This window comes from Kribbella soli (assembly GCF_004331345.1).
GTDB classification, from domain to species: Bacteria; Actinomycetota; Actinomycetes; order Propionibacteriales; family Kribbellaceae; genus Kribbella; species Kribbella soli.
In genome coordinates, this window is the sequence record NZ_SJJZ01000001.1 from 2108340 (window position 1) to 2131549 (window position 23210).

Here is a 23210-nt window from a genome sequence, read left to right on the forward strand (position 1 = left end):
GAACGTTCAGGCAGAAATCAGCCGGCCGCGACCTCGAGGCGGACCGTGGCGGCCACCTCGGGGTGCAACTGGACGGCAACCTGGTGCTTGCCGGTGGTCTTGATCGGCGACGCGATCGCGATCGCGCGCTTCTCGACCAGCGGACCGCCGGCGGACTTGATCGCCGAGGCGATGTCGGCCGGGGTGACCGAACCGAACAGGCGGCCGGTGTCGCCGGCCTTGACGGCCAGGGTGACGGAGAGCTGCTCGAGCTGGTTCTTGACCTCGCTCGCGTGCTCCTTGCCCTGGATCGACCGGGCGTCACGCGCCCGCTTGATCGTCTGGATCTGCTTCTCGGCGCCGCGGGTCCAGCCGATGGCCAGGCCGCGCGGAACCAGGTAGTTACGGCCGTAGCCGTCCTTCACCTCGACGATGTCGCCGGGAGCCCCGAGGCCCTCGACCTCCTGAGACAGGATGAGCTTCATGGTCCGCGCCTCCCTCAGCGAGCGGTGCTCGTGTACGGCAGCAGGGCCACCTCACGAGCGTTCTTGATAGCGGTCGCGACATCGCGCTGGTGCTGCACGCAGTTCCCGGTCACCCGGCGGGCGCGGATCTTGCCGCGGTCCGAGATGAACTTGCGCAGCAGCGCGGTGTCCTTGTAATCGACGTACGTCGCCTTGTCCTTGCAGAAGCCGCAGACCTTCTTCTTCGGCTTCCGAATGATCTTGGCCATTGTGGTGCTCTCTTCCTACTTCCAGAGCCCGGCACGGATGCCGGAATGGTCACTAACGGAATTGCGGGCCGATCAGAACGGGGGCTCCTCCGTCGAGCCGCCGCCCTGGCTGGCCCAGGGGTCGTTCTGCGGGGCGGACTGGCCGCCACCGCCTTGTCCTGCACCTTGCGGGGTCGCCCAGGGGTCGTTCTGCGGGGCGCCACCCTGGCCGCCGCCGTAGTTACCGCCCTGGTTGCCGCCGCCCTGGCCGCCGCCACCCTGGTAGCCACCGCCACCCTGGTTGCCGCCGCCACCGAAACCGCCACCGTCGGAACGCGACGTCTTCGAGATCTTCAGCGTCGCGTACCGCATGCTGGCGCCGATCTCTTCGACATCACACTCGAACACGGTGCGCTTGTTCCCGTCGCGGTCGTCGTAGCTGCGCGCCTTCAGGCGCCCGTGCACGACGACCCGGGAACCGCGGGTCAGCGACTCCGCGACGTTCTCGGCGACCTGCCGCCACACGGCACACGAGATGAAGAGGGTTTCGCCGTCTTTCCACTCGTTGCTCTGCCGGTCCAGCGTCCGCGGAGTAGAGGCGATCGTGAAGTTCGCGACCGCGGCCCCGGACGGCGTGAACCGCAGCTCCGGATCACCTGTCAGGTTTCCGATCAGAGTGATGGGTGGTTCACCGGCCATGACAACTTCCTCCTGTACTGCAGACGATGGGTGGTGTGACGCCAGACCACCTGACGCCCGAGGTTCAGTGCTGGTCCGGCCGGATGACCTTGGTGCGCAGGATCGACTCGTTCAGCGTGAGCTGACGGTCGAGCTCCTTCACCACCGCCGGCTCGGCGGTCAGGTCGACGACGGCATAAATGCCTTCGGACTTCTTCTTCACGTCATAAGCAAGCTTGCGACGACCCCAGATGTCGAGCTTCTCGACCGTGCCACCTTCCTTGCGGACGATGTTCAGGTACTGGTCGATGGACGGCTCCACGGTGCGCTCATCGAGCTCCGGGTCGAGGATCACCATGACTTCATAACGACGCATGCGCGAACTCCACCTCCTTCGGACTTGGCGGCCACGGTCTCTCCGTGGCAGGAGGGCGATGCGGTCTGCTCCACGCCGGCACTTGCCGCCGACGCCAAGCAACGAGCCCGGTCGATGGACCGGGCCACGTCAAAGAGAATACCAGCGTTCGGACTGCCGACTGACCATATCCACAGGCCTGTTCCGGCCACTCCGCGTCATCGCGCCGCGACAGCGAGCTCAGATCGGCGCGTCACCAGCACAAGCAAAGGTACGACGAGAACGACCGACACGACCGCCAGGACCGGGAACCCGCCGAGCGTGAACAACCACGGCGACGAGGCCGTGGCGAGCGCGGCGACGGTCCAGATCGACGACTCCACGCGGCTCTCCAGCTCGGCCGATCCCAGCTGGGCGCTGCCGCCGAGGTAGCAGAGATTCCACGCGTACCCGAGCAGGAACAGCGCCGGCGTGAAGACCAGGCCGCTCCGGGTGACCAGTACCGCGGACACGAGCAGCCCGACCAGTCCCGCGAGCGTCACCACCCGCGGTCCGAAGCGGTCGATGCACCAACCGGTCAACGGAGACAGAGCGAACATCCCCAAGGTGTGGACAGACAGCATCACCCCCAGCAGCCCCAGCCCGTCGTGGTGCTGGTGCGTGTGCACAGGGACAGCTGTCATCACAGACACCATCACCAGGTGCCCCACGATCATCACCCCGGCCGCCAGCAACACAGGTCGCCCGCCGGACGCCTGACGGACCTGTGGTGAGGCGGTCGCGTTGGTACGCCGGATGTACGTCGACGCCACCAGCGCGGCGAAGACCGCGGCCAGAGCAAGCAGGAACGGACCTGCGATCGCCGGCAGGCCGAACCCGGAGGCGAACGATTGTGATGGCGCCATGAAGAACGGTCCGCCCGCTGCGCCGAGTGTGCTGGCCCAGACCACGGTGCTCATCGCACGTGCCCGTTGAGCAAGCGGTACGGCGTCTGCGGCGGCGTACCGCGAGAGCAGGCTCGCCGCGTTGCCCACACCAAGCAGGAACATGCCCACGAAGAGCAGTGCGACCGGTGCGCCGACAGCAGCGAGGACTGTGGACGCTCCGCCTGCGACGCCGACGCCGTACCCGGTCCGGAGAGCCTGTGCGCGTCCGAACCGGGATGTCCAACGGCCGACCGCCATGGCGCCGGCAGCGGTGCCCAGGACACCTGCGGTGTTGGGGAGCCCGGCCAGCGCCGGACCGAGGTCGTCGGCGATCTGGATGGCGCTCACCGCACTGGCGGCGACCATCGCAGCGTTCATCAGGGCGGCGGCGAGAACGACGGGGATCAGCATGCCTATAACGCTAGAAAGGCTGTTCGCTCCGATGAATGTCCGAAGCAAGGCGTCTGCCCTTGTGCACCGTCGATATCGAAGGTGTTCTGGACAGATGACCTTTCAGGAGCGCGAACTGGACTCCACCGACTGGCAGATCCTGGCTGCGCTGCAGTCCGACGGCCGGCTGTCGTTCAACCAGCTCGGCAAGCGGGTCAATCTCTCGCCGCCGGCGGTGGCGGACCGGGTACGACGCTTGGAGGAGGCCGGTGTGATCACCGGCTACCGCGCCGAGGTGGACCCGGGCAAGGCAGGCCAGCCGCTGTCCGCCTTCGTCCAGATGCGCTGTACGACGGGACGCTGCCTGCTCAAGACCACCCGCGCCGAGGACTTTCCCGAGGTCCTGGAGATCCACAAGCTGAGCGGCAACTCCTGCTCGATGCTGCGCGTCCGTGTCACCTCGATGCGCCACCTCGAAGGCCTCTTCGAACGCCTCGGCGAACACGGCGAGATGAACACCCACATCGTCCTGTCCACAGAATTCGAAGGCCGCCCCGTCCAGCCCCCACCCCCCGGCCAACGCAAGATAACCCGCTCCGCCGGCTGGTCGACCGACGCGGATTGAGCTGCTGAAGAGTTTGTCGGTGGGCGGTTCTAGGGTGGTGGGTATGACTGTGAAGCTTGGTGCGCATGTGGACCAGGAGGACCCGTTGGCCGAGGCGGCCGATCGGGGGGCTGACCTGGTGCAGTTCTTCCTGGGGAATCCGCAGGACTACAAGGCGCCCAAGCTCGCGTATGCCGACGGCGAGGCGGCGCTGAAGGAGCGGGCCGCGGCCGCGGGCGTCGACCTCTACGTGCACGCGCCGTACCGGTTGAACGTGGCGAACACGAACAACCGGATCCGGATCCCGAGCCGCAAGCTGTTGCAGCAGACGCTCGACAAGGCGGCCGAGATCGACGTCAAGGGCGTGATCGTGCACGGCGGGCACGTCGGCGACGAGGACGATCCGGAGGCCGGGTTCGACAACTGGCGTAAGTGCATCGAGCGCGCGGAGCTGCCGGTGCCGCTGCTGATCGAGAACACGGCCGGCGGTGAGAACGCGATGGCCCGGCAGCTGGAGCGGATCGCGCGGCTCTGGGACGCGGTGCAGTCGTCGGGCAACGACCGGCTGGAGAACGTCGGGTTCTGCCTGGACACGTGCCACTTCCACGCGGCCGGCGAGGAGCTGCCCACGATCGTCGAGCGGGTGCTGGCGATCACCGGGCGGATCGACCTGGTGCATGCGAACGGATCCCGCGACGAGTTCGGCTCGGGCGCGGACCGGCACAGCAACTTCGAGGACGGGCACATCGACCCGGCCGACATCGTCGCGGTCGTGCAGACCGCCGGCGCCCCGGTCGTCGTCGAGACCCCGAACGCCGACAACGGCCAGAAGGCCGACCTCGACTACCTGCGGGCGCACCTCACGTAGTCGGGGCCTTCGTCAGGCCGTGCAGCCAGTAGCTCACGGCCCAGGGAAGCAGGATCGCGAGCGCGGCGCTGTTGCTGGCCGGCACGAGCAGGCCGCAGATCACGACGGCCACGACGACGAGGGTGCTGACCTGGAACAGGTCGGCGGGGCCGACGACCTTGGTCCGCAGCGTGATGCGGTTCAGCGCGCAGGCGGCATACGCGGCGATGAGCGACAGCAGGCCCAGGATCGCCACCACCGCGCCGAGCCAGGCGAGGACGTTGTAACCGCCGTCGGCCTGGAGCATGCCGGACAGCAGGAACACACCGACCAGGACGGTCAACCAGGTGCTGGTCCACATCAGGCGGTCGACAGCACTCCGGGCCTTCTCGGGATCCGGCGTCGGCTCGGCCTCCTCCTCGTCGCCGAGGTCCTCGTCGTCCTTCTTGTCCTCGGGCTCGGCGACCGCCTCGACCCGTGCGGCCGCCTCGGTTTCTGCGACCGGCTCGGAGTCGGCGGCCGCGGCGGGCTTGGGGTCGGGGTCAGGGTGCACCATGGCAGCGACGGTAGCGCAGAATGAGGTTATGCAGACCTGGGCGGAGCGGTTCCCCGACCTGTTCGCACCGGGCTACTGGGAGTGGGGCGACCTCGACGTCCGGTACACCGTCGAGCAGCCACCGGACGAGCTGATCAGCAACGTCCACGTCGTCGGCCGGACCACCGGCGGAATCGTTGTCTGCACCAACGATCTGGGCTGGCGCTTCCTGCCCGGCGGAACCCGCGAACCGGGCGAGACGATCGAGGAGATCGTCCACCGCGAGTTGCTCGAGGAGGCCGGTGCCCGGCTGACCGGTCCACTCACCTGGCTGGGCGCGCACCGCGCCGACCACCGCCGCCCCGGACCGTACCGTCCACACCTCCCGCACCCGGTCTCGTACTGGGCGAACTACGTCGCGGACGTCGTCATCGAGCAGGAGCCGACGAACCCCGAGGACGGCGAACAGGTCACCGACGTACTGGTGTTGCCGCCGGACGAAGCGGCCGCGTACCTGGACGGGCAGCCCGAAGAAGTCGGCTCGATCGTCAGACTGGCTCAGGCAATGCAGCTGGTTTAGCCGCCCGCCAAGGCAGCAGTACGGCGCTCAGCGTGCAGCAGATGCCCGCGACCCACAGCGCTCCGCGCATCCCGACCACCGTCGCGAGCACACCGCCGAGCGCCATGAACGCAGGCTGCACGCACCGCGAACTGATCGACCACGACCCCACCACCCGCGCCATGAACCTGTCCTCGGTGACTTCCATGCGGTACGTCGCGAATGACGGGTTGAACGCACCTGCTCCCACCAGCAACCCCGTCTCCGCCACGGTGAGCAGCACGAACCCGCCCCACCCGTGCGGTGCCAGCGGGAAGAGGAGCAGCCACGGCGCCCGCAGTACGCCGAACACCAGCAGCATCCACTGCAGTCCGTACCGCCGGGTGAGCCGCGGCGCCATCCGCGCGCCGATCACCCCGCCGATGCAGGAGACACCGAGCATCACCCCGTAGCTCCACGCGGACAGCCCGAGATCCCGCAGTATGAAGACCGCCAGCAACGGCGACGTCATCATCACCGGCCCACCGAACAGCTGCGAGTTCCAGAACAGGATGCGCAGCCCGCGGTGCCGCAGGATGTACCGCCATCCGGCCGTGATGTCGCGCTTGCCCTCCCGCTTCACCGGCTCCGGCTCGGGTTGCTGGATCCGCCGGATACCGAGCGCCGATCCGAGGAACGAGACCGCGTCGACCGCCAGCGTGACGGTCGCACCGACCAGACTGACCAGCACACCGCCGACCGCCGGACCGATGCTCAGCGAGACCCAGTTCGTCTGCTCGAACCGGCTGTTCGCCTCCGCCCGCCCCTCGGCCGGCACCAGTGCCTTCAGATGCGCGCCACTCGCCGACTGGAACGCGATCGTACCGGCCGCTTGAAGGACGCCCGCAATACACAGATGCGCATATGTCAGTACGCCGAACGCCGCCGCGACCGGCACCGAGACCAGGCCGGCGAACCGCACCAGGTCGGACGCGATCATCACCGGCCGCTTCCGCCGCTGCTCGATGAAGTCGCCCATCGGCAGTGCGAGCGCCGCGCCGGCCACCGCGGACAACGCGGCGAGCATCGAGACCTGGAACGTGCTGGAGTCCAACGCGAGTACGGCGACCAACGGCAACGCGCCGAGCCCCACCGCCGATCCGAAGGCACTGACCGTGAACGCGACCCACAACCGACGGAAGTCCCGACCCAAAGACATCCCGCGATCGTAAGAGTCGGCGCCGACAGATTCAGCGCAGGTTCAGGCCGCCGTCGAGCAGGATGACTTCACCGGTCAGGTAGCTGTTGTGGACAACTGCCGAGATCAGGTCGGCGACGTCCGCCGGCTGGGCGGCGCGACGCATCGGGCTCGAGGTTTTCCACAGATCCTGCGCCTCGGTCCACGACTCGGTGAGTGGCGTATCGACGAGTCCGGGTGCGACCGCGTTGACACGTACGTCGGGTCCGAGCGCGGCAGCCAGCAGCTTCGTCACGTGGTTGAGCGCGGCCTTCGAGGCGGCGTACGCGATCGAGCTTCCCTTCGGTCGGACGCCTGCATGGCTTGTCACGTTGACGATGCAGCCGCCGTACTCGCGGAGCGTCGGGAGGGCCGCCGTACACAGCAGCCAGGGTGCGATCAGGTTCACGTCGAGCAGCTGCCGCCAGTCGGACGCGGTCAGTCCGTCCAGGTCTGCGTGTGGGACCGGCCAGCTGATGCCTGCGTTGTTCACGAGTACGTCGAGACGCCCGTGCTCGGCCACCACCTCCGGCACCAATGCCTGAGCGGCCGCGTCGTCAGCAAGATCGGCCTGGTGGTACGAGCCGCCGAGCTCTGCGGCCAACGACTCTCCGGCGGACCGGCTGGATCGCGAATGCACCGCGACGGTCATCCCGTCCGCGGCTAACCGCCGTACGGTCGCCGCTCCGATGCCGGACGCCGATCCGGTCACCAAAGCAACCTTCATGCGCGGTACCGGAGGCCGTCCATCAGCAGATCGAGCAGACGACCCGCCTGCTCGCGGTCGTCGGCGGCGGCACCACCGACGCCACCGATGCTGACCAGCATGTCCGAGGCCGAGATGTCCGACCGGATCTGGCCGGCCGCAGCACCCGCGTCGAGCAACGGCTGCACCGCACCGACAAGGAGCTCCAGGCTCTGCGCGTACGGGTTCGCACCCGACGCGAAGACCGCTCGGAGCGCGTCGGCCATGCCGCGCTTGCGGGCCATGTAGTCGATGAAGCGGTCCATCCACGCCCGCAGCGCCTGGTCCGGCGGTAGCTGCTCCAGCAGTTCCACGGACGCGTCGCAGACTGCGGCCAGCTCGTTCCGGTACGCCGCCTCGATCAGCAGCTCGCGGGTCGGGAAGTGCCGGTAGAGGGTGCCGATGCCGACCCCGGCGTCCTTCGCGATCCCTTCCAGCGTCGCCTCCAGACCGCATTTCGTGAACGCGCGAGCCGCGGCGGCCACGATCAGGTCCCGGTTCCGCTGGGCGTCCGCGCGCAGCGGACGCTCGCTGATGCCGGTCATTTCCCCCACCTCCCGTGACCCCACAACCTAGCGGACTTGATAACCGGAGGTGCCTCCGCTTAACTGGAATTACCGGAGGCTCCTCCGGTTAAAGCGTAGCTCGTAGAACAGGAACCGACCTGATGAGCAGGATCACCACTCCTTTCACGCATGACTCCACCGCGGCCGACGTCATCGCCGGCGTCGACCTGACCGGTCGCCGGGCCGTCGTCACCGGCGGCGCCTCCGGCATCGGCGTCGAGACCGCTCGCGCCCTGGCCACTGCCGGCGCCGAGGTCACCCTCGCCGTCCGGAACACCGCGGCCGGCGAACGCGTCGCTGCCCAGATCATCGAGACCACCGGCAACAACCACGTCTTCGTCGCACCGATCGAACTCGCCGACCGGGCCTCGGTGCGCGCCTTCGCCGCCACCTGGGACGGTCCGCTGCACATCCTGGTGAACAACGCCGGCGTGATGGCCGAGCCGCTGAACCGGACGCCGGAGGGTTGGGAGCACCAGTTCGCGACCAACCACCTCGGCCACTTCGGCCTCGCGCTCGGCCTGTACGACGCCCTCGCGGCAGCCGGGTCCGCGAGGATCGTGTCCGTCAGCTCCAGTGCGCATCACAACTCGGACGTCGTGTTCGAGGACATCCACTTCGAGAACAGGCCGTACGAGGAGTGGGCGTCGTACGGGCAGTCCAAGACGGCCAACATCCTGTTTGCAGTCGAGGCTGCCAAGCTCTGGGCGAGTGACGGCATCGTCGCCAACGCCTTGATGCCGGGCGGGATCCGGACCGCGTTGCAGCGGCACGTACCTGAGGACGTGCAGAGGGAGTGGGACCGCTTCGAGTGGAAGACCGTCGAGCAGGGCGCGTCGACGTCGGTCCTGTTGGCCGCTTCGCCGCTCGTCGACGGCGTCACCGGCCGCTACTTCGAGGACAACAACGAGGCGCTGCCGTTGACGGAAGGCGATCCGATGCACGGCGTCGCGGAGTACGCGCTCGATCCGGAGTCGGCCACTCGGTTGTGGGAGCTGTCGGAGAAGCTGCTCGCACAGGTTTGATCAGAAACCGGCTCAGCTACGGTTCATGTGGCTGGGCCGGTAACCTGACCCACCGTGAGTGACTTGAGCATTCGGACCATCTCCGCGGACGAGCACGCCGCCTACATCGCGGCCCAGCCGTCGGCGAGCTTCCTGCAGACCCCGGGCTGGGCGGCGGTGAAGAGCGAGTGGAAGGCGGAGTCACTCGGCTGGTACGAATCGGGAAACCCCGGCAACCTCGTCGGCGTCGGCCTGGTGCTGTACCGGCAGATGCCGAAGGTGAAGCGGTACCTCGCCTACCTGCCGGAAGGCCCGGTGATCGACTGGGACGCGATCGATCTGGGCAGCTACCTGCGCCCGCTGGCCGCCCACCTGCAGGAGCGCGGCGCGTTCGGCATCCGGATGGGTCCGCCGGTGGCAACCCGACGCTGGACCGCGCAGACGATCAAGGACGCGATCGCCGGCGGGCAGCAGCCGCGCCTCGGCGACGTCCGGCCGGACGTGATCGAGCCGTCCGGCGCCACCGTCGCCGACAAGCTCCGCAAGCTGGGCTGGAAATCACCCCGGCTCGCGGAAGGGTTCGCGGCCGGACAACCGCAGTACGTCTTCCAGGTGCCGCTGGCCGGCCGCACCCCGGAGGACCTGCTCAAGGGCATGAACCAGCTCTGGCGGCGCAACATCAAGAAGGCCGACAAGGCCGGCGTCGAGGTGACGCAGGGCGGGACCGAGGACATCAAGGCCTTCCATCAGCTGTACGTCGAGACCGCCGAGCGCGATCACTTCACGCCGCGGCCGCTGCCGTACTTCGAGAAGATGTACGCCGCGATGGCCAACCAGCCGGCCGATTGCTGTGACTTCCGGATCTACAACGCCCATCACGAGGGCGACCTGGTCGCATCGACGATCTGGGTCCGGGTCGGCGGTCACTCCTGGTACTCCTACGGTGCCAGCTCGACCGCCAAACGAGACGTCCGCGGATCGAACGCGATCCAGTGGCGCATGATGTCGGACGCGCTCGCGGCGGGCGCGTCCGTGTACGACCTACGGGGCATCACCGACACCTTGGACCCGAACGACCCGCACGTCGGGTTGATCCAGTTCAAGACCGGGACCGGCGGCGAAGCCGTCGAGTACGTCGGTGAGTGGGATCTGCCGTTGAACAAGGCGCTCTACACCGCATTCGACCTCTACATGAGACGGCGTTGACACCATGCCCCTAGTCCTGCACGTCGATTCCGATCGATGGCGTGATCACCTGCGTTCCACGTGGAACCCCGACATCGTCCCGGTCGCCAAGGGCAACGGGTACGGATTCGGCAACCACCGGCTGTTCGCAGAGGCCCGCGCACTCGGCGCGCGAACGGTCGCGGTCGGCACGTACTTCGAGGTTCCCGCGGATCCGCGCGAGGACGTCGTGGTGCTGTCGCCGTGGCGGCCGTTCCTCGAGGTGCCGCAGAGCAAGAACGTGATCCACACAGTCAGTCGGCTGGCCGATCTGGTCTCGATCCCGGCCGGCAGCCGGGTGCTGATCGAGGTGATGACCTCGATGCGCCGGCACGGTATCGGCGCCCGCGAACTGCGGCACACGATGCTGCTGAACGCGCTCGACCGGATCCGGTTCGAGGGCTGGTCGCTGCACTTCCCGATGGGCGCCGGCGGTACGTCGGCCAACCTCCGCGAGGCTCAGCAACTGGCGAAGGCAGCCCTCGACGTCCGCAAGGGCACGCTGTGGGTTTCGCACGTACCGGCACAGAAGCTGGCCGACATCGGCCCGGACGTGAAGCTCCGGATGGGCACCGGGCTGTGGCTCGGTGACCGCGGCGCGCTCTCGGTCCGAGCGACGGTCCTCGACGTCCACTCGGTCCGCCGCGGCGAGCGCGTCGGCTACCGGCAGCGCCGCGTCAGCGGCGACGGGCACATCCTGATCGTGTCCGGCGGTACGGCGCACGGCGTGGGACTGGAGGCACCGACCGCAGCGGCGAGCGTCCGGCAACGCGCGATCGCAATGGCCAAGGGCAGCCTGGACGCTGCCGGCATGGCACTGTCGCCGTTCACCATCGAGGGCAAGCAGCGCTGGTTCGCCGAACCGCCGCACATGCAAGCCAGCATGCTGTTCCTCCCGTCGTCGGTCGCCCCGCCCGCAGTGGGCGACGAGGTCGACCTCGACGTCCGCTACACCACCACGACGTTCGACAAGGTGTCGATGGATTGACTTCAGGTCCACCTGAAGTTGCAGCGTGGACTGTATGAGGTTTCTGGAGCGGATCGAGGAGCGGCCCGGGGCGGCGGAGTTGCGTGCGGCGTCGTACCGGATGGTGGCGCTGAAACGCGGCGCGACCTGCGTCGATGTCGCGTGCGGAGCGGGTCATGCGGTGGCCGAACTGGCGAAGAAGGGCCTGAAGGTGACCGGGATCGACGCCGATCCCGACGCCGTCGAGGCAGCCCGGGAGCGGGCGCCCGGGGCGACGTTTCACGTGGCACATTCCGATGAGCTGCCGCTCGAGGACGAGTCGATGGACGGCTACCGCGCGTTACGGCTGTTCCATCTGCTCGAGGATTCCGCTCCGACGGTGGCCGAGGCCTATCGAGTTCTGCGTCCCGGCGGGCGGATCGTGCTCGGCGGACAGGACTACGGCTTCGTCCTGATCGACAGCTCCGACCAGGACCTGACCGACGTGATCCGCCTCGGCCTCGAGTCGCGCACGGTGTCCCCACGCGCCACCCGAACGCTCCGCGACGTCCTCCTGGACGAGAACTTCCACGACGTCGAAGTCGCCGTACACACCGAGGTCGTCACGGACTACCGGGAGATGGCGCCACAACTCAAGTCGGCCTCGGACGCCGCGGTCGAGAAGGCGTTGATCACCCAGGAAGACGCCGACAGCTGGCTCGCCGAACAGTCCCGCCGCGGCCGCCGCGGCCGCTTCCTCGCCGTCATCCCCACACTTCTTGTCGGAGCACGCCGCTAGCGTGCGGTAGATGGACCACAAATACGCGTTGAAAGGCGTCGTACTGGACGCGCCCGACCCGCGAGCGCTCGGTGAGTTCTACAGCCGGGTGCTCGGTTGGGAGCTGAACGCCCACGACGACACGTGGGTCACGGCGACCGATCCAGACGGCACGACCGGCCTGTCGTTCCAGCTCGAGCCGAACTATCAGCCGCCCACCTGGCCGAGTCAGACCGACGTCCAGCAGATGCAGCTACACCTGGACATTCTGGTGGACGACCTGGAGTCGGCGCACCGGCGGGCGGTGGACGCCGGGGCGCGGCTGATGAAGTTCCAGCCACAGCCCGACGTCCGGGTGTACGCCGACCCGGCCGGTCACATCTTCTGCTTCTTCACCGCTTGAGGTGGCCCTGCCAGCGGACTGTTGGTAGGAGTGCGGCCGCGTCGACGCGGTCCTTGTTGGCGGAGACGATGTCGAACATCGACTCGATCAGCGTGTCCGAGAGCAGGTGCGGCTGGAGGCCGAGGCCGACCAGACCGGTGTGCTTGACGTTGTAGTAGTGCTCGGCCTGCTCGACCCGTGGGTTGTCCAGGTGCTCGACCTGGACCGGGCCGGGGAAGCACTCGGCGACCAAGCCGGCGAGCTGCGACACCGAGTAGCTCTCGGTCATCTGGTTGAAGACCCGGAACTCACCTGCGGCCGCCGGGTTCTCCACCGCGAGCCGGATGCACTCGACGGTGTCCCGGATGTCCAGGAACCCGCGGGTCTGCCCGCCGCTGCCGTAGACGGTCAGCGGCTCCCCGAGCACTGCCTGGATGACGAACCGGTTGAGCACCGTGCCGAACACGGCGTCGTAGTCGAACCGCGTCGCCAGCCGCGCGTCCTGCACGGTCTGGTCGGTCTGCTGCCCGTACACCACGCCCTGGTTGAGGTCGGTGACGCGCATCCCCCAGATCCGGCAGCCGAACTCGAGGTTGTGCGAGTCGTGCACCTTGCTGAGGTGGTAGAACGAGCCCGGCTTCTTCGGGTAGAGCATCCGGTCCTTGCGGCCGTTGTGCTCGACCTCCAGCCAGCCTTCCTCGATGTCGATGTTCGGCGTGCCGTACTCACCCATCGTGCCGAGCTTCACCAGGTGGATGTCCGGGTTGGTCTCGGCGATGGCGTACATCAGGTTCAGCGTGCCGACCACGTTGTTGTGCTGGGTGTAGACAGCGTGTTCGCGGTCGATCATCGAGTACGGCGCGGCGCGCTGCTCGGCGAAATGCACGATCGCGTCCGGCGCGAACTCCCGCACGACCCGGTAGACGAAGTCCGCGTCGAGCAGATCCCCGACGTACGCCGGGATCCGTCGGCCGGAGACCTCTTCCCAGGCCGCGACCCGACTTTCGAGATCCTCGATCGGGACCAGACTCTGGACGCCCAGCTCGCGGTCGTAACCACGCCGGGCCATGTTGTCGAGCACGGCCGTGTCATGGCCACGGTCGGAGAGGTGCAGTGCAGTCGGCCACCCTAGGTAGCCGTCACCGCCCAGGACGAGTACGCGCACGGCTCGGCCGCCTTCCGTCGGGAAACGTCGTCACAGTCCTTCCTATCCCGAGTACGCACTCCAGTAACGTGACCAGCCCCACCTATTCGCTGGTAATCGGCTGAGAATTTCCGGCGTACTGACGCCGGCTGGTGCGGGGGTGCAGAATAGGACGGGATGCGCGTACTCACCAAGGCCTATCTCTCCCGCAGCCGATTGTTGCTGTGGGCGAAGTACTCTGCGTCCTCCGTGATCGCCACCGTGGTCAGCCAGCTGGCGTTCGCTCTGTGCTACTGGTTCGGCACGGCGGCGATTGTCGCTAGCCTTGTCGCCTGGATCTCCGGCGTGGTGCCTAACTACCTGCTGAACCGTCGGTGGACCTGGGGCCGCACCGGGCAGAAGTTGCCGTACACAATCATCGTGGTCGCGTCGGCGGTTATCGCCGCGGTGGTCACGTCAGTGGCCGATCACTTGGTGCAGCCGATCGAGTCCCACGCGTGGCAGACGCTGCTGGTCACCGGGTCGTACCTCGCGACCTATGCGGTGCTGTTCATTGTGAAGTTCGTGCTTTTCGACCGGCTGGTGTTCGCCAAGACTGTTGCCGACCCCGTCGAAGCACGTACTCCCGTAGCCACGTAGTCGTCATCACCCGCCCGTAGTTCGCGCCGTACACGACACCCGGGCCCTTCTTGCTGCTCCCGTCGCCACGGCGGCGCATCGTCATCGGCAGCTCCACCACGCGGGCGCCGAGCGCGAGCGCGCCCAGCAGTAGCTCCGACGACTGGTACTGCGGTTCACGCAACGTCACCGCCGTCGCGAGCTCGGCCCGCATCGCGCGGAACCCGAACGACGTGTCGGTCAGCTTCTTGCGGGTCAGGATCGACGCGAGTACGGCGAACACCCGGACGCCGACCCAGCGCAGCCTGCTGTCAGCGTCCTCCGCGCCGAGGCGGCGCGATCCGGTGACGAAGTCGGCCCGGTCGAGCAGGATCGGCTCCATGAGGGTCTCCAGCTCGCCGTTGTCGTACTGACCGTCCGCGTCCGTTGTGACGATGTACTGCGCTCCGCCTTGTGCTGCCAGGTGGTACCCGAGCCGGAGCGCCGCGCCCTGACCACGGTTGCTCTGGGCAACACACACGTACGCCCCGTGCTCACGGGCGATTTCGGCCGTGTTGTCGGTCGCGCCATCGACAACGACCAGGACGTCGACCGGGAGGCCGGCGCAGGTCCGCGGCATGTCGGTGAGAACCTGACCGATGCCGCCGGCCTCGTTGTACGCAGCAATGACTACGACGACCGGCGCGAAGTTCGGCGTGTCCTTTATTGCTTCGGAATCCACTGCGTCTGGGAAGTCCGCCATCGCAGGTCGTGCCTGGTCCCTGCCGAGCAGAGCCCGGAGACCGATGGCACCTGCGAGCGGGAAGAACACCAGTCCGGGCAGCTGGTAGCGCCAGGAGAACTCGAACGCAGCTGAGCCGAGCAGGAGGATCACACCGGCCGCTACAGGGAACAGTGTGGCCGACCGGAGCTCTTTAGCCCGTGCTACTGCAGCAAGAGCGATCAGCACGCACAGTGCGAGCAGTGTGCCGGACGTGTAGCCGCCGTGGAGCTGGTAGGTGCGCAGAATGACCGCAGGTACGTGGGAGACGTGCGGCTCCGACCCTCCCCATTTCACTGCAGCCTTTGCGGTGTTGGGGTCTTCGAGGTTCGGGTAAGTCAGTTGGAACTGCCAACGGTCCAGCGGTACGTCGTCGGGTGAGGTAGCGCGTGTGGGCGCGAAACCTTTCGCGAAGTCCTTCAGCGCTGCCCACGTCACGTCCAGCGGCTGGTGCTTGATGACGAGGTGTGCGAACTCAGTCGCCAGTTGACGCTTCGTCGTACCGGGTGGAAGTGGGCCGGGCCAGTTCGGGTCGCCGTAGTGGTTGTGGGCGTAGCTGTCCACACCGAGGCGTTGGCCGAGCGGTTCCTTCGGGCAGAACAGCCGCGTGCCCTCGTCGAGCGGGAGCTTGTCGCAGTTGGCGACCGTGGCGGTCCGCCCGTACAGCACCTGGTTCTCGGCGCCGGTGAAACCCCAGCGGCCGGTCTCCGCGTGGTAGTAGCCGGCGTACGCGGCGAAGACGACACCGAATCCTGCGACGGCGGCAGCGGTACGGCGTACGACCTCCAGGCGACGTCCGCGCCAGGCGACTATCAGGCAGAGCACCACAGCAATCAGCAGGACCAGGCCTATCGCGCGGACCGTGAAGGCTGCGCCGACGAGCACACCGACGGCACCCGCCCGCCGCCAGCCCGGCGCGCCCTTGGCGAGGAGGAGCCAGAGAATCGCCACCAGGATCACGTCGAACGTGGTCTCGGCCATGATGTTCTGCTCGATCTGCACCTGGTACGCGTCGAGCAGAATCGGCGCGGCGGCCAACGCAGCCAGCCAGCGGTAGACAGTCAGCCTGCGGGCCAGTGCGTAAATCGCGACACCGAGAAGCAGGCCGGCGAGGTGCTGCACGATCACGACGAAGGTCAGTCCACCGATCGCCACCAGCGGGCCGAGCACGAAGTCGTACCCGATCGGGTTGAGCTGGTCAGGGCTCAGCTCGCCCATGTTGGTCAGGTACTGGACGGAGTCGGTGTAGATGATCGCGGGCCGGTACGCGACGGTCGCGAGGACGCGCAGTACCAGACCTGCCGCCAGGAAGACGGCAAGCAGCCAGTGCTTCCGCACTGTCCTTCGAAGCTTGCTCACTGGGTTTTGAAGTATTGCCACGTCTTGGCCAGGCCGTCTTCCAGCGTGACCGTCGGCCGGTAGCCGAGATCGTTGGTGATGTCCACGACCACGGCCGGCATCTCGCCCGCCGGCGCCTCGATGTGCTCGGCCGGCACCGGGCATCCGGTCACCGCCCGCACCGCGTCGATCATCTCCAGCACCGACACCGACCGCCCGGATCCGATGATCGCGCGCCCGTCGAACTTGCTGTCCAGCGCGAGCAGTACGCCGTTCACCACGTCGTCGATGAAGACCAGATCCCGCCGCTGCTTCCCGTCGCCGTACACCCGGACGCCGGTACCGCTCAACGCCGCCCGCATCATCCGCGGCACGAAGCTGTCCTTGTGCGACATCCCCGGCCCGTACACATTGGTGAACCGCAGCGCCGCGGTCGCCATCCCGTAACTCCCCGAGTACGCCGACAGCAACATCTCACCCGCCGCCTTCGTCGCGCCGTACGGCGTCAACGGCCGCAGCGGAAGGTCCGCCGTGATGGTCGACGTACCGACATCCCCCACCACCGCATTGGTCGACGCCAGCACGAACCGGTCCACACCACTCCCGCGGCTCAACTCCAGCAGGACCTGCGTGATCGTCACGTTCTGCGCAAAGGTCTGCATCGGCGCATCCACCGACCGCAACACCGACGTCAACGCCGCCAGATGCACCACCGCCGTAGGCCGCGTCTCGAACGCCGCAACACAGGTCTCCTGCTCCGCAAGATCCCCCGTCACCACATGCACCCCGTCATCCCACGAGGAATCCGGCGGCTCCCGATCCACCGCAGTAACCAACACCCCCCGCCCCCGCAGGACGGCCACCACGGCACGCCCGATGAACCCCGAGGCCCCGGTGACCAGCACACGTCCGTCCATACGCTCCAACCTACCCGCGCTCGTCTCAGGCCGAGAGCCCGGCGGCCACCTCTGCCCGGAGCGCGGGGATGAGTGCAGCGAGTTGCTCCAACTGGTCATACAGGCTGGGGAAGTCGAGAGCTGCCGGGCGGAGCACGAGGTGGCGTGCACCTGCGGCGAGATAGCGGGCGAGATCTCGCTGCACCTGTGCCGGCGTACCTGAGACCACGGCCTGAATCTTCTCGAGTTCCTCTGCCGGCAAGCCGTAGGTGGCTCGGGCGTACTCGTCGACAGAGTCCTCCCCGACGCGCACCGTGACGAACAGGGCGGGAGTGATGTCGTTCCCGTCACGACCCGCCTCCGTGGCGGCCAGTCGTACGTCAGCGAGACCGGCGCGGTAGTCCGCGGGATCGGGTGGATAGGGCAACCAGCCGTCGTACAGCCGGCCGGTTCGAGCCAGAGCCGCGGGAGTGGCACCGCCGAGCCAGATCGGCGGACCATCCGGACGGTACGGCGAGGTCGCCGGCGGCAGGTCGTCGAAGCGCAGAATCTCCCCGTGGTACGAGCGTTCACCGGCCCAGAGCGCTCGCCACAGCGAAACCGTCTCGTCGAGCCGGGCGAAGCGACGCTCCCAGGGCACCTCGGACAGCGCGTAGAACGGCCGCCCGAACCGCCCGGGGAACCCGGCGCCGACGGCAACGACCAGCCGGCCGCCGGAGAGCAGGTCGATCGAGGCCACCGACTGCGCGACCTGGACCGGTCGGCGCAGGAACGGGAGCAACGCGCCGGTCCCCAGCGTCACCTGCTCGGTCGCGGACGCGAGGGCGGCGAGCATGGTCAGCGCCTCGATCCGCGGACTGATCAACGAGTCGTTGACGAACAACGAGGAGAAGCCCAGCCGCTCGGCGCGCCGGGCGAACGCGATCAGTTCCCGCGGGTCGCCACCGCCCCACTGCGCCTGGCCGGTCGGGAGAAGGATGCCGATGTCCATGGGCAGGATGCTCCTGCGCCGCGGGCATCGCCACAATTCCCTGCCGGGAATGGCGATCCGACCGCCGGCGCGGCTATAACCAGTGCGTGGACTTCCCCGCCGCACTCCGTCAGCACCGCAGCCGGCGGCGTCTCAGCCAGCTCGAACTGGCCGTGCGGGCCGGTACCACCCAGCGGCACCTGAGCTTCCTCGAGTCCGGACGGTCCGCGCCCGGACGGAACCTGGTGGTCCGGCTGGCCGAGTCGCTCGAGCTGCCGCTGCGCGACTGCAACGAACTCCTGCTCACCGCCGGCTACGCCCCGGTGTCGCCCGAGCGCGGTCTGGAGGACCCCGACCTCGCGCCCGCCCGGGATGCGCTCGGACACATCCTGGACAGTCACCTGCCGTATCCCGCCCTGATCGTCGACCGCGCCGGTGACCTGATCGCCGCGAACGGCGCGTTCGGCCTGCTGACCGAGGGCGCGGACCCCGGCCTGACCGGCCTCGGGAAGAACGTGTACCGGCTCGCCCTGCATCCGGACGGCCTGGCGCCGCGGATCGGCAACCTCGCGGAGTGGGCCCGCCACATCCTCCATCGGCTCGATCGCGACTCGGCGTTGTACGCCGAACTCTCGTCGTACGTTCCACCGCCGGACCAGGGCAGCGCGACGCTCGGTTTCGCCGTACCGCTGGAACTGCGGACGTCGCGCGGTGACCTCCGGCTGATGACGACGGTCACCACGTTCGCCACCGCCGTTGACGTCACCCTCAGCGAGCTGAAGCTGGAGGCGTTCCTCCCCGTCGACTCACTGACCGCGGAGGCGCTCCGGCAGTTCACCGCCGGGTAGATTGTGGTCCGCGACTGTCGGCGACGAGGTCTTGACCAGGCGTGATCGACGGGAGACGATTCCCGCGAAACGCGGGCTGACAACCTTGTCATCGGGGCCGCGTGATCATTTCGGTGCGCGGTCGGCCGTGGAACCGGGCGGCCGTGTGCCCGGCCGTGCAAGGAGCGTAGATGGATCTCCGCCGCCCACTGGGGCTCGTCGCGTCGCTCGGGCTCGTTATGACAATGTCTACTGCCATGACGCCAGCGCATGCCGCGTCACCTGCTGCCTCAGAGCAGCCGGTGGTCAGCGGTTCGTCGTACTTCACCTCGTTCGAGCCCGGCCAGCCACAGCCGGGCTACACCGACGCCGTCGAGACCGGCCCGGACGGGAAGCCCCGCACCGACGGGGTGCGCGGCCCGACGCCGACCGGGATCGGCGGCAGCGAGATGGACAAGGTCACCAAGGTGACCGCGAACGGCGAGAACACCGGTGGCGGCGAGATCGCCACGAACGTCGCCGACGGTGACAAGTTCACCAAGTGGCTGGTGTTCGAGCCGACCGGCTGGCTGGTCTACCAGACCTCGGCCCCGGTGGTGATCAAGAAGTACGCGCTGACCTCGGCGAACGACGCGGACGGCCGCGACCCGCAGAACTGGACCATCTCCGGTTCGAACGACGGCACCACGTGGACCACGCTGGACACCCAGACCGGTCAGAGCTTCGAGAACCGGTTCCAGACCAAGGAGTACAGCTTCGCCAACGAAACGGCGTACAGCTACTTCAAGCTGGACATCACGCTGAACCACGGTGAGAACATCGTCCAGCTCGCCGACTGGTACCTGTCGAACGGCGCCCCGCTGCCGCCACCCGGTCCGGTCGCCGAGTCGCGTCTCGACTCCGGCCCGACCAGTGCCTACAACGCCCGCGCCCGCGTCGGCTTCACCGGCGTCAAGTCCTTCCGGTACGCCGGGCACCAGGACGCCGAAGGCCGTGGGTACACCTGGAACAAGGTGTCCGACGTCGACCTGAAGGTGGGCAAGGACACCCGCCTGTCGTACAAGATCTTCCCTGAGCACGTCGAGGGCGACCTCAGCTACCCGAGCACGTACGCGGCGCTCGACCTGGCGTTCTCCGACGGCACCTACCTGAGCGACCTGAAGGCCAAGGACCACCACGGCTTCGAGCTGAGCCCCCGCGGCCAGGGCGACTCCAAGGCGCTCTACACGAACCAGTGGAACAACATCGAGGCCGACCTCGGCAAGGTTGCCGCCGGCAAGACGATCACGCGGATCCTGGTCGGGTACGACAAGCCGTCCGGACCGGCCGAGTTCCGCGGCTGGATCGACGACGTCCGGATCGCCGCGGCGATCAACCCGGACCGCGCGGCGCAGAAGACCGCGGCCAAGCACCCGTCGGATCTCGCGCTGACAACCCGCGGCACGAACGCGACCGGCGGCTTCTCGCGGGGCAACAACTTCCCGGCCACCGCCGTACCGCACGGCTTCAACTTCTGGACGCCGGTGACGAACGCCGGGTCGACGTCCTGGCTGTACGACTACGCCAAGGGCAACAACGAGGCGAACAAGCCGACCATGCAGGCACTGTCGATCAGCCATGAGCCGAGCCCGTGGATGGGCGACCGGCAGACCTTCCAGGTGATGCCGTCAACGGCCGCCACGCCCACCGCGGACCGGAAGGTTCGCGCCTGGTCGTTCAGCCACGACAACGAGATCGCGCGTCCGTACTACTACGGCGTCACGTTCGACAACGGGAACGCGGCCGAGATCGCGCCTACCGACCACGCCGCGGTGCTGCGGTTCAGCTTCCCGGCCGGCAAGGCGTCGCTGATCTTCGACAACGTCAACAACAGCGGCGGGCTGACGCTCGACCCGGCAACCGGTGTGGTCACGGGGTACAGCGACATCAAGAGCGGCCTGTCCACCGGCGCCGGCCGCCTCTTCGTGTACGGCGTCGTGGACCAGAAGGTAATTGCCTCGGGCAAGCTGTCCGACGGCGGCGGCGCGAACGTCGGCGGCTACTACACGTTCGACGCCAAGACCACCCAGGTACAGCTGCGGCTCGCCACGTCGCTGATCGGCACCGAACAGGCCCGGAAGAACCTGGAACTGGAGCTTCCCGCGGGATCGAAGTTCAGCAAGGTCAAGGACGCCGCGCAGGCCGCGTGGGACACCAAACTACGCACGATCGAGGTCGAGGGCGCGACGGCCGACCAACTGACCACGCTGTACTCGAACCTCTACCGGCTGTTCCTCTACCCGAACAACGGCTCCGAGAACACTGGATCCAAAGACAAGCCGGTCATCACGTACGCGTCGCCGACCTCGCCGAAGGTGGGCACCGACACCCCGACCACGACCGGTTCGAAGATCGTGGCCGGTCAGACGTACGTGAACAACGGGTTCTGGGACACGTACCGCACGGTGTGGCCGGCGTACTCGCTGTTCGCCCAGGACGAGGCGGCGGATCTGGTCAACGGATTCGTCCAGCAGTACAAGGACGGCGGCTGGATCTCCCGCTGGTCCTCCCCCGGCTACGCGAACCTGATGGTCGGTACGTCGTCCGACGTCGCTTTCGCGGACGCCTACCTCAAGGGCATCAAGGGGATCGACGTCCAGGCGATGTACGACGCGGCGGTCAAGAACGCGTCCGTCGTACCGCCTTCGCAGAACGTCGGCCGCAAGGGCATGGACCTGTCCACGTTCAACGGCTACACGGCCAACACCACCGGTGAGGGCTTCAGCTGGTCGATGGACGGCTACATCAACGACTTCGGCATCGCGAACATGTCGAAGGCCCTGTACGACAAGGCGAAGAAGAACGACCCGCGCAAGCAGGAGTACCTGGACAACTACAAGTACTTCCTGAACCGGGCCCGCAACTACGTCACGCTCTACGACCCGACGGTGGGCTTCTTCCAGGGCAAGGGACCGGACGGTGTCTGGGGCTACTCCCCGAGCACCTTCGACCCGCGGGACTGGGGCCACGACTACACCGAGACGAACGCGTGGAACATGGCGTTCTCCACCCCGCAGGACGGGGCCGGCCTGGCCGCGATCTACGGCGGCCGCGACGGTCTGGCGAAGAAGCTCGACGAGTTCTTCAGTACGCCGGAAGACGCGCTGCACACCGGCGGGTACGGCGGCACGATCCACGAGATGCTCGAGGCGCGTGACGTCCGGATGGGGCAGTACGGCCATAGCAACCAGCCGTCGCACCACATCACCTACATGTACGACGTGGCGGGGCAGCCGTGGAAGACGCAGGCTCTCGTGCGTGAGGCGTTGTCGCGGTTGTACACCGGCTCGGAGATCGGGCAGGGGTACCCGGGCGACGAGGACAACGGCGAGATGTCGGCGTGGTACCTGTTCAGCTCGCTCGGCTTCTACCCGTTGCAGGTCGGTTCACCGTCGTACGCGATCGGCTCGCCGCTGTTCACCAAGGCGACGGTCCGGCTGGCGGGTGGCAAGAAGCTGGTGATCAGCGCACCGCAGAACTCGTCGAAGAACGTCTACGTGAAGAGCGTTCGCGTCAACGGCAAGAACTGGACCTCGACCGCGTTGCCGCACGACCTGATCGCGAACGGCGGCAAGATCGAGTTCGAGATGACCGACCAGCCGACCAAGTGGGGCACCGGCCGGAACGACGCCCCGCCGTCGATCACCAAGCCGGGCGAGGACCCGACGACCTGGCGGGACTCAACCTCCGACACCGGCGCGGTGATCGGTGCGGGTGGCACCGACGTCTCCGCGCTGATCGACAACGACTCGAAGACACAGGTCACGCTGACCGGTGCCCAGCCGGCGGTCACAGTCGCCCTGCCACAGGGTCGTCCGGTCGGCATGTACACGCTGACAAGCGGTGCGACCGGCACTGCTCCGTCGGCGTGGACGCTGGAGGGCTCGAACGACGGTACGACGTGGACGACAGTCGACCGCCGTACCGGGCAGAGCTGGCCGTGGGCGTCGTACACGAGGTCCTTCAGTATCAGCGGGCCCAAGGCGTACACGCAGTACCGGCTGGTGCTCACCCCGGCCGCGGGCGCCGACGGCGTCACGCTGTCCGAGATCGAGCTCCTCGGCACACTGAAGGGCGTCGAGACCGGGACCCACCCGAGTGACAAGCGCGTCGCCGAGACCAAGCCGAGCCCGACCCCGTCCCAGTCGATCGACCGCAACTACGGCTGATCA

At 67.7% G+C, this 23210-nt stretch carries 24 protein-coding genes; 11 read left to right on the forward strand and 13 right to left on the reverse strand.

The features are described from left to right. Positions 1-17: 17 nt before the first annotated feature. From rplI to E0H45_RS10605, 5 genes are all read right to left on the reverse strand, one after another. Complete coding sequence (rplI, locus tag E0H45_RS10585; RefSeq protein ID WP_131336537.1) at positions 18-464, reverse strand: 50S ribosomal protein L9; 447 nt, start codon at positions 462-464, stop codon at positions 18-20. A gap of 14 nt (positions 465-478) precedes the next feature. Continuing rightward, a complete protein-coding gene (gene rpsR / locus E0H45_RS10590; RefSeq protein WP_012924539.1) occupies positions 479-712 on the reverse strand; it encodes a 30S ribosomal protein S18 in 234 nt (77 codons plus the stop codon). A gap of 72 nt (positions 713-784) precedes the next feature. Then, complete coding sequence (locus E0H45_RS10595) at positions 785-1390, reverse strand: single-stranded DNA-binding protein (RefSeq protein WP_131336549.1); 606 nt, start codon at positions 1388-1390, stop codon at positions 785-787. A gap of 64 nt (positions 1391-1454) precedes the next feature. Next, a complete protein-coding gene (rpsF, locus tag E0H45_RS10600; protein WP_130386399.1) occupies positions 1455-1745 on the reverse strand; it encodes a 30S ribosomal protein S6 in 291 nt (96 codons plus the stop codon). Positions 1746-1942: 197 nt separating this feature from the next. Next, complete coding sequence (locus tag E0H45_RS10605) at positions 1943-3061, reverse strand: MFS transporter (RefSeq protein WP_131336551.1); 1119 nt, start codon at positions 3059-3061, stop codon at positions 1943-1945. Between the two features lie 94 nt (positions 3062-3155). Here E0H45_RS10605 and E0H45_RS10610 point away from each other — a divergent pair, with 94 nt between their 5' ends. After that, positions 3156-3665, forward strand: a complete 510-nt coding sequence (locus E0H45_RS10610) for an Lrp/AsnC family transcriptional regulator (RefSeq protein ID WP_131336553.1) — start codon at positions 3156-3158, stop codon at positions 3663-3665. A gap of 43 nt (positions 3666-3708) precedes the next feature. Then, the gene (locus E0H45_RS10615; RefSeq protein WP_131336555.1) at positions 3709-4512 is read left to right on the forward strand and encodes a deoxyribonuclease IV; all 804 of its coding nucleotides are present in this window, start codon (positions 3709-3711) and stop codon (positions 4510-4512) included. Here E0H45_RS10615 and E0H45_RS10620 read toward each other — a convergent pair. Continuing rightward, positions 4505-5047 carry a hypothetical protein gene (locus tag E0H45_RS10620; protein WP_131336557.1) on the reverse strand — a complete coding sequence of 181 codons (543 nt, stop codon included), beginning with the start codon at positions 5045-5047 and terminating at the stop codon, positions 4505-4507. The two genes, E0H45_RS10615 and E0H45_RS10620, sit on opposite strands and share 8 nt — an antisense overlap. A gap of 28 nt (positions 5048-5075) precedes the next feature. Between E0H45_RS10620 and E0H45_RS10625 the strand changes: the two genes are divergently transcribed. Beyond that, positions 5076-5606 (forward strand): NUDIX domain-containing protein, encoded by a 531-nt coding sequence (locus E0H45_RS10625; protein ID WP_130386404.1) that lies wholly within the window; start codon positions 5076-5078, stop codon positions 5604-5606. Here the strand turns inward: E0H45_RS10625 and E0H45_RS10630 are convergent. Genes E0H45_RS10630 through E0H45_RS10640 form a run of 3 tightly spaced genes read right to left on the reverse strand, consistent with a single transcriptional unit; the run spans position 5575 to position 8091 of the window. Beyond that, positions 5575-6783 (reverse strand): MFS transporter, encoded by a 1209-nt coding sequence (locus tag E0H45_RS10630; RefSeq protein ID WP_131336559.1) that lies wholly within the window; start codon positions 6781-6783, stop codon positions 5575-5577. The two genes, E0H45_RS10625 and E0H45_RS10630, sit on opposite strands and share 32 nt — an antisense overlap. Positions 6784-6814: 31 nt before the next feature. Next, a complete protein-coding gene (locus E0H45_RS10635) occupies positions 6815-7528 on the reverse strand; it encodes an SDR family NAD(P)-dependent oxidoreductase (protein WP_131336561.1) in 714 nt (237 codons plus the stop codon). Further along, positions 7525-8091: a TetR/AcrR family transcriptional regulator gene (locus E0H45_RS10640; protein ID WP_131336563.1), complete on the reverse strand. Its 567-nt coding sequence runs from the start codon at positions 8089-8091 to the stop codon at positions 7525-7527. The genes E0H45_RS10635 and E0H45_RS10640 overlap by 4 nt, the downstream gene beginning before the upstream one ends. 122 nt (positions 8092-8213) lie before the next feature. On the opposite strand from E0H45_RS10640, the gene E0H45_RS10645 reads away from it, so the two are divergent. Genes E0H45_RS10645 through E0H45_RS10665 form a run of 5 tightly spaced genes read left to right on the forward strand, consistent with a single transcriptional unit; the run spans position 8214 to position 12467 of the window. Further along, positions 8214-9137 (forward strand): SDR family NAD(P)-dependent oxidoreductase, encoded by a 924-nt coding sequence (locus E0H45_RS10645; protein ID WP_131336565.1) that lies wholly within the window; start codon positions 8214-8216, stop codon positions 9135-9137. Between the two features lie 54 nt (positions 9138-9191). Further along, positions 9192-10322, forward strand: a complete 1131-nt coding sequence (locus E0H45_RS10650) for a lipid II:glycine glycyltransferase FemX (protein WP_131336567.1) — start codon at positions 9192-9194, stop codon at positions 10320-10322. A gap of 4 nt (positions 10323-10326) precedes the next feature. Continuing rightward, positions 10327-11328: an alanine racemase gene (locus tag E0H45_RS10655; RefSeq protein ID WP_130386410.1), complete on the forward strand. Its 1002-nt coding sequence runs from the start codon at positions 10327-10329 to the stop codon at positions 11326-11328. Between the two features lie 34 nt (positions 11329-11362). Next, on the forward strand, positions 11363-12085 hold the full coding sequence (locus E0H45_RS10660) for a methyltransferase domain-containing protein (protein WP_131336569.1): 723 nt from the start codon (positions 11363-11365) through the stop codon (positions 12083-12085). Positions 12086-12095: 10 nt separating this feature from the next. Further along, the gene (locus E0H45_RS10665; RefSeq protein WP_131336571.1) at positions 12096-12467 is read left to right on the forward strand and encodes a VOC family protein; all 372 of its coding nucleotides are present in this window, start codon (positions 12096-12098) and stop codon (positions 12465-12467) included. Here E0H45_RS10665 and E0H45_RS10670 read toward each other — a convergent pair. Then, a complete protein-coding gene (locus tag E0H45_RS10670) occupies positions 12457-13611 on the reverse strand; it encodes an NAD-dependent epimerase/dehydratase family protein (protein ID WP_131336573.1) in 1155 nt (384 codons plus the stop codon). The genes E0H45_RS10665 and E0H45_RS10670 overlap by 11 nt on opposite strands. Before the next feature lie 156 nt (positions 13612-13767). Between E0H45_RS10670 and E0H45_RS10675 the strand changes: the two genes are divergently transcribed. Beyond that, entirely contained in the window at positions 13768-14229 is a 462-nt protein-coding gene (locus tag E0H45_RS10675) for a GtrA family protein (protein WP_131336575.1), read from the forward strand. On the opposite strand, the gene E0H45_RS10680 is transcribed toward E0H45_RS10675, so the two are convergent. The 3 genes from E0H45_RS10680 to E0H45_RS10690 are packed head-to-tail and all read right to left on the reverse strand — an operon-like array spanning position 14141 to position 18193. After that, positions 14141-16327: a glycosyltransferase family 2 protein gene (locus E0H45_RS10680; protein WP_131336577.1), complete on the reverse strand. Its 2187-nt coding sequence runs from the start codon at positions 16325-16327 to the stop codon at positions 14141-14143. The two genes, E0H45_RS10675 and E0H45_RS10680, sit on opposite strands and share 89 nt — an antisense overlap. Next, complete coding sequence (locus E0H45_RS10685) at positions 16324-17223, reverse strand: NAD-dependent epimerase/dehydratase family protein (RefSeq protein ID WP_165546404.1); 900 nt, start codon at positions 17221-17223, stop codon at positions 16324-16326. The genes E0H45_RS10680 and E0H45_RS10685 overlap by 4 nt, the downstream gene beginning before the upstream one ends. 25 nt (positions 17224-17248) lie before the next feature. Beyond that, a complete protein-coding gene (locus E0H45_RS10690; protein WP_130386415.1) occupies positions 17249-18193 on the reverse strand; it encodes an LLM class flavin-dependent oxidoreductase in 945 nt (314 codons plus the stop codon). 86 nt (positions 18194-18279) lie between these two features. On the opposite strand from E0H45_RS10690, the gene E0H45_RS10695 reads away from it, so the two are divergent. After that, entirely contained in the window at positions 18280-19020 is a 741-nt protein-coding gene (locus E0H45_RS10695; protein ID WP_131336579.1) for a helix-turn-helix transcriptional regulator, read from the forward strand. Positions 19021-19256: 236 nt separating this feature from the next. Then, positions 19257-23207 (forward strand): GH92 family glycosyl hydrolase, encoded by a 3951-nt coding sequence (locus tag E0H45_RS10700; RefSeq protein WP_238154897.1) that lies wholly within the window; start codon positions 19257-19259, stop codon positions 23205-23207. Positions 23208-23210: the final 3 nt, after the last annotated feature.

Excerpts from the sequence above, each read along its gene's own strand:
- rplI (WP_131336537.1), bottom strand. The coding sequence starts at position 464 with ATGAAGCTCATCCTGTCTCAGGAGGTCGAGGGCCTCGGGGCTCCCGGC.
- rpsR (WP_012924539.1), bottom strand. The coding sequence starts at position 712 with ATGGCCAAGATCATTCGGAAGCCGAAGAAGAAGGTCTGCGGCTTCTGC.
- E0H45_RS10595 (WP_131336549.1), bottom strand. The coding sequence starts at position 1,390 with ATGGCCGGTGAACCACCCATCACTCTGATCGGAAACCTGACAGGTGAT.
- rpsF (WP_130386399.1), bottom strand. The coding sequence starts at position 1,745 with ATGCGTCGTTATGAAGTCATGGTGATCCTCGACCCGGAGCTCGATGAG.
- E0H45_RS10605 (WP_131336551.1), bottom strand. The coding sequence starts at position 3,061 with ATGCTGATCCCCGTCGTTCTCGCCGCCGCCCTGATGAACGCTGCGATG.
- E0H45_RS10610 (WP_131336553.1), top strand. The coding sequence starts at position 3,156 with ATGACCTTTCAGGAGCGCGAACTGGACTCCACCGACTGGCAGATCCTG.
- E0H45_RS10615 (WP_131336555.1), top strand. The coding sequence starts at position 3,709 with ATGACTGTGAAGCTTGGTGCGCATGTGGACCAGGAGGACCCGTTGGCC.
- E0H45_RS10620 (WP_131336557.1), bottom strand. The coding sequence starts at position 5,047 with ATGGTGCACCCTGACCCCGACCCCAAGCCCGCCGCGGCCGCCGACTCC.
- E0H45_RS10625 (WP_130386404.1), top strand. The coding sequence starts at position 5,076 with ATGCAGACCTGGGCGGAGCGGTTCCCCGACCTGTTCGCACCGGGCTAC.
- E0H45_RS10630 (WP_131336559.1), bottom strand. The coding sequence starts at position 6,783 with ATGTCTTTGGGTCGGGACTTCCGTCGGTTGTGGGTCGCGTTCACGGTC.
- E0H45_RS10635 (WP_131336561.1), bottom strand. The coding sequence starts at position 7,528 with ATGAAGGTTGCTTTGGTGACCGGATCGGCGTCCGGCATCGGAGCGGCG.
- E0H45_RS10640 (WP_131336563.1), bottom strand. The coding sequence starts at position 8,091 with ATGACCGGCATCAGCGAGCGTCCGCTGCGCGCGGACGCCCAGCGGAAC.
- E0H45_RS10645 (WP_131336565.1), top strand. The coding sequence starts at position 8,214 with ATGAGCAGGATCACCACTCCTTTCACGCATGACTCCACCGCGGCCGAC.
- E0H45_RS10655 (WP_130386410.1), top strand. The coding sequence starts at position 10,327 with ATGCCCCTAGTCCTGCACGTCGATTCCGATCGATGGCGTGATCACCTG.
- E0H45_RS10660 (WP_131336569.1), top strand. The coding sequence starts at position 11,363 with ATGAGGTTTCTGGAGCGGATCGAGGAGCGGCCCGGGGCGGCGGAGTTG.
- E0H45_RS10665 (WP_131336571.1), top strand. The coding sequence starts at position 12,096 with ATGGACCACAAATACGCGTTGAAAGGCGTCGTACTGGACGCGCCCGAC.
- E0H45_RS10675 (WP_131336575.1), top strand. The coding sequence starts at position 13,768 with ATGCGCGTACTCACCAAGGCCTATCTCTCCCGCAGCCGATTGTTGCTG.
- E0H45_RS10685 (WP_165546404.1), bottom strand. The coding sequence starts at position 17,223 with ATGGACGGACGTGTGCTGGTCACCGGGGCCTCGGGGTTCATCGGGCGT.
- E0H45_RS10690 (WP_130386415.1), bottom strand. The coding sequence starts at position 18,193 with ATGGACATCGGCATCCTTCTCCCGACCGGCCAGGCGCAGTGGGGCGGT.
- E0H45_RS10700 (WP_238154897.1), top strand. The coding sequence starts at position 19,257 with ATGACGCCAGCGCATGCCGCGTCACCTGCTGCCTCAGAGCAGCCGGTG.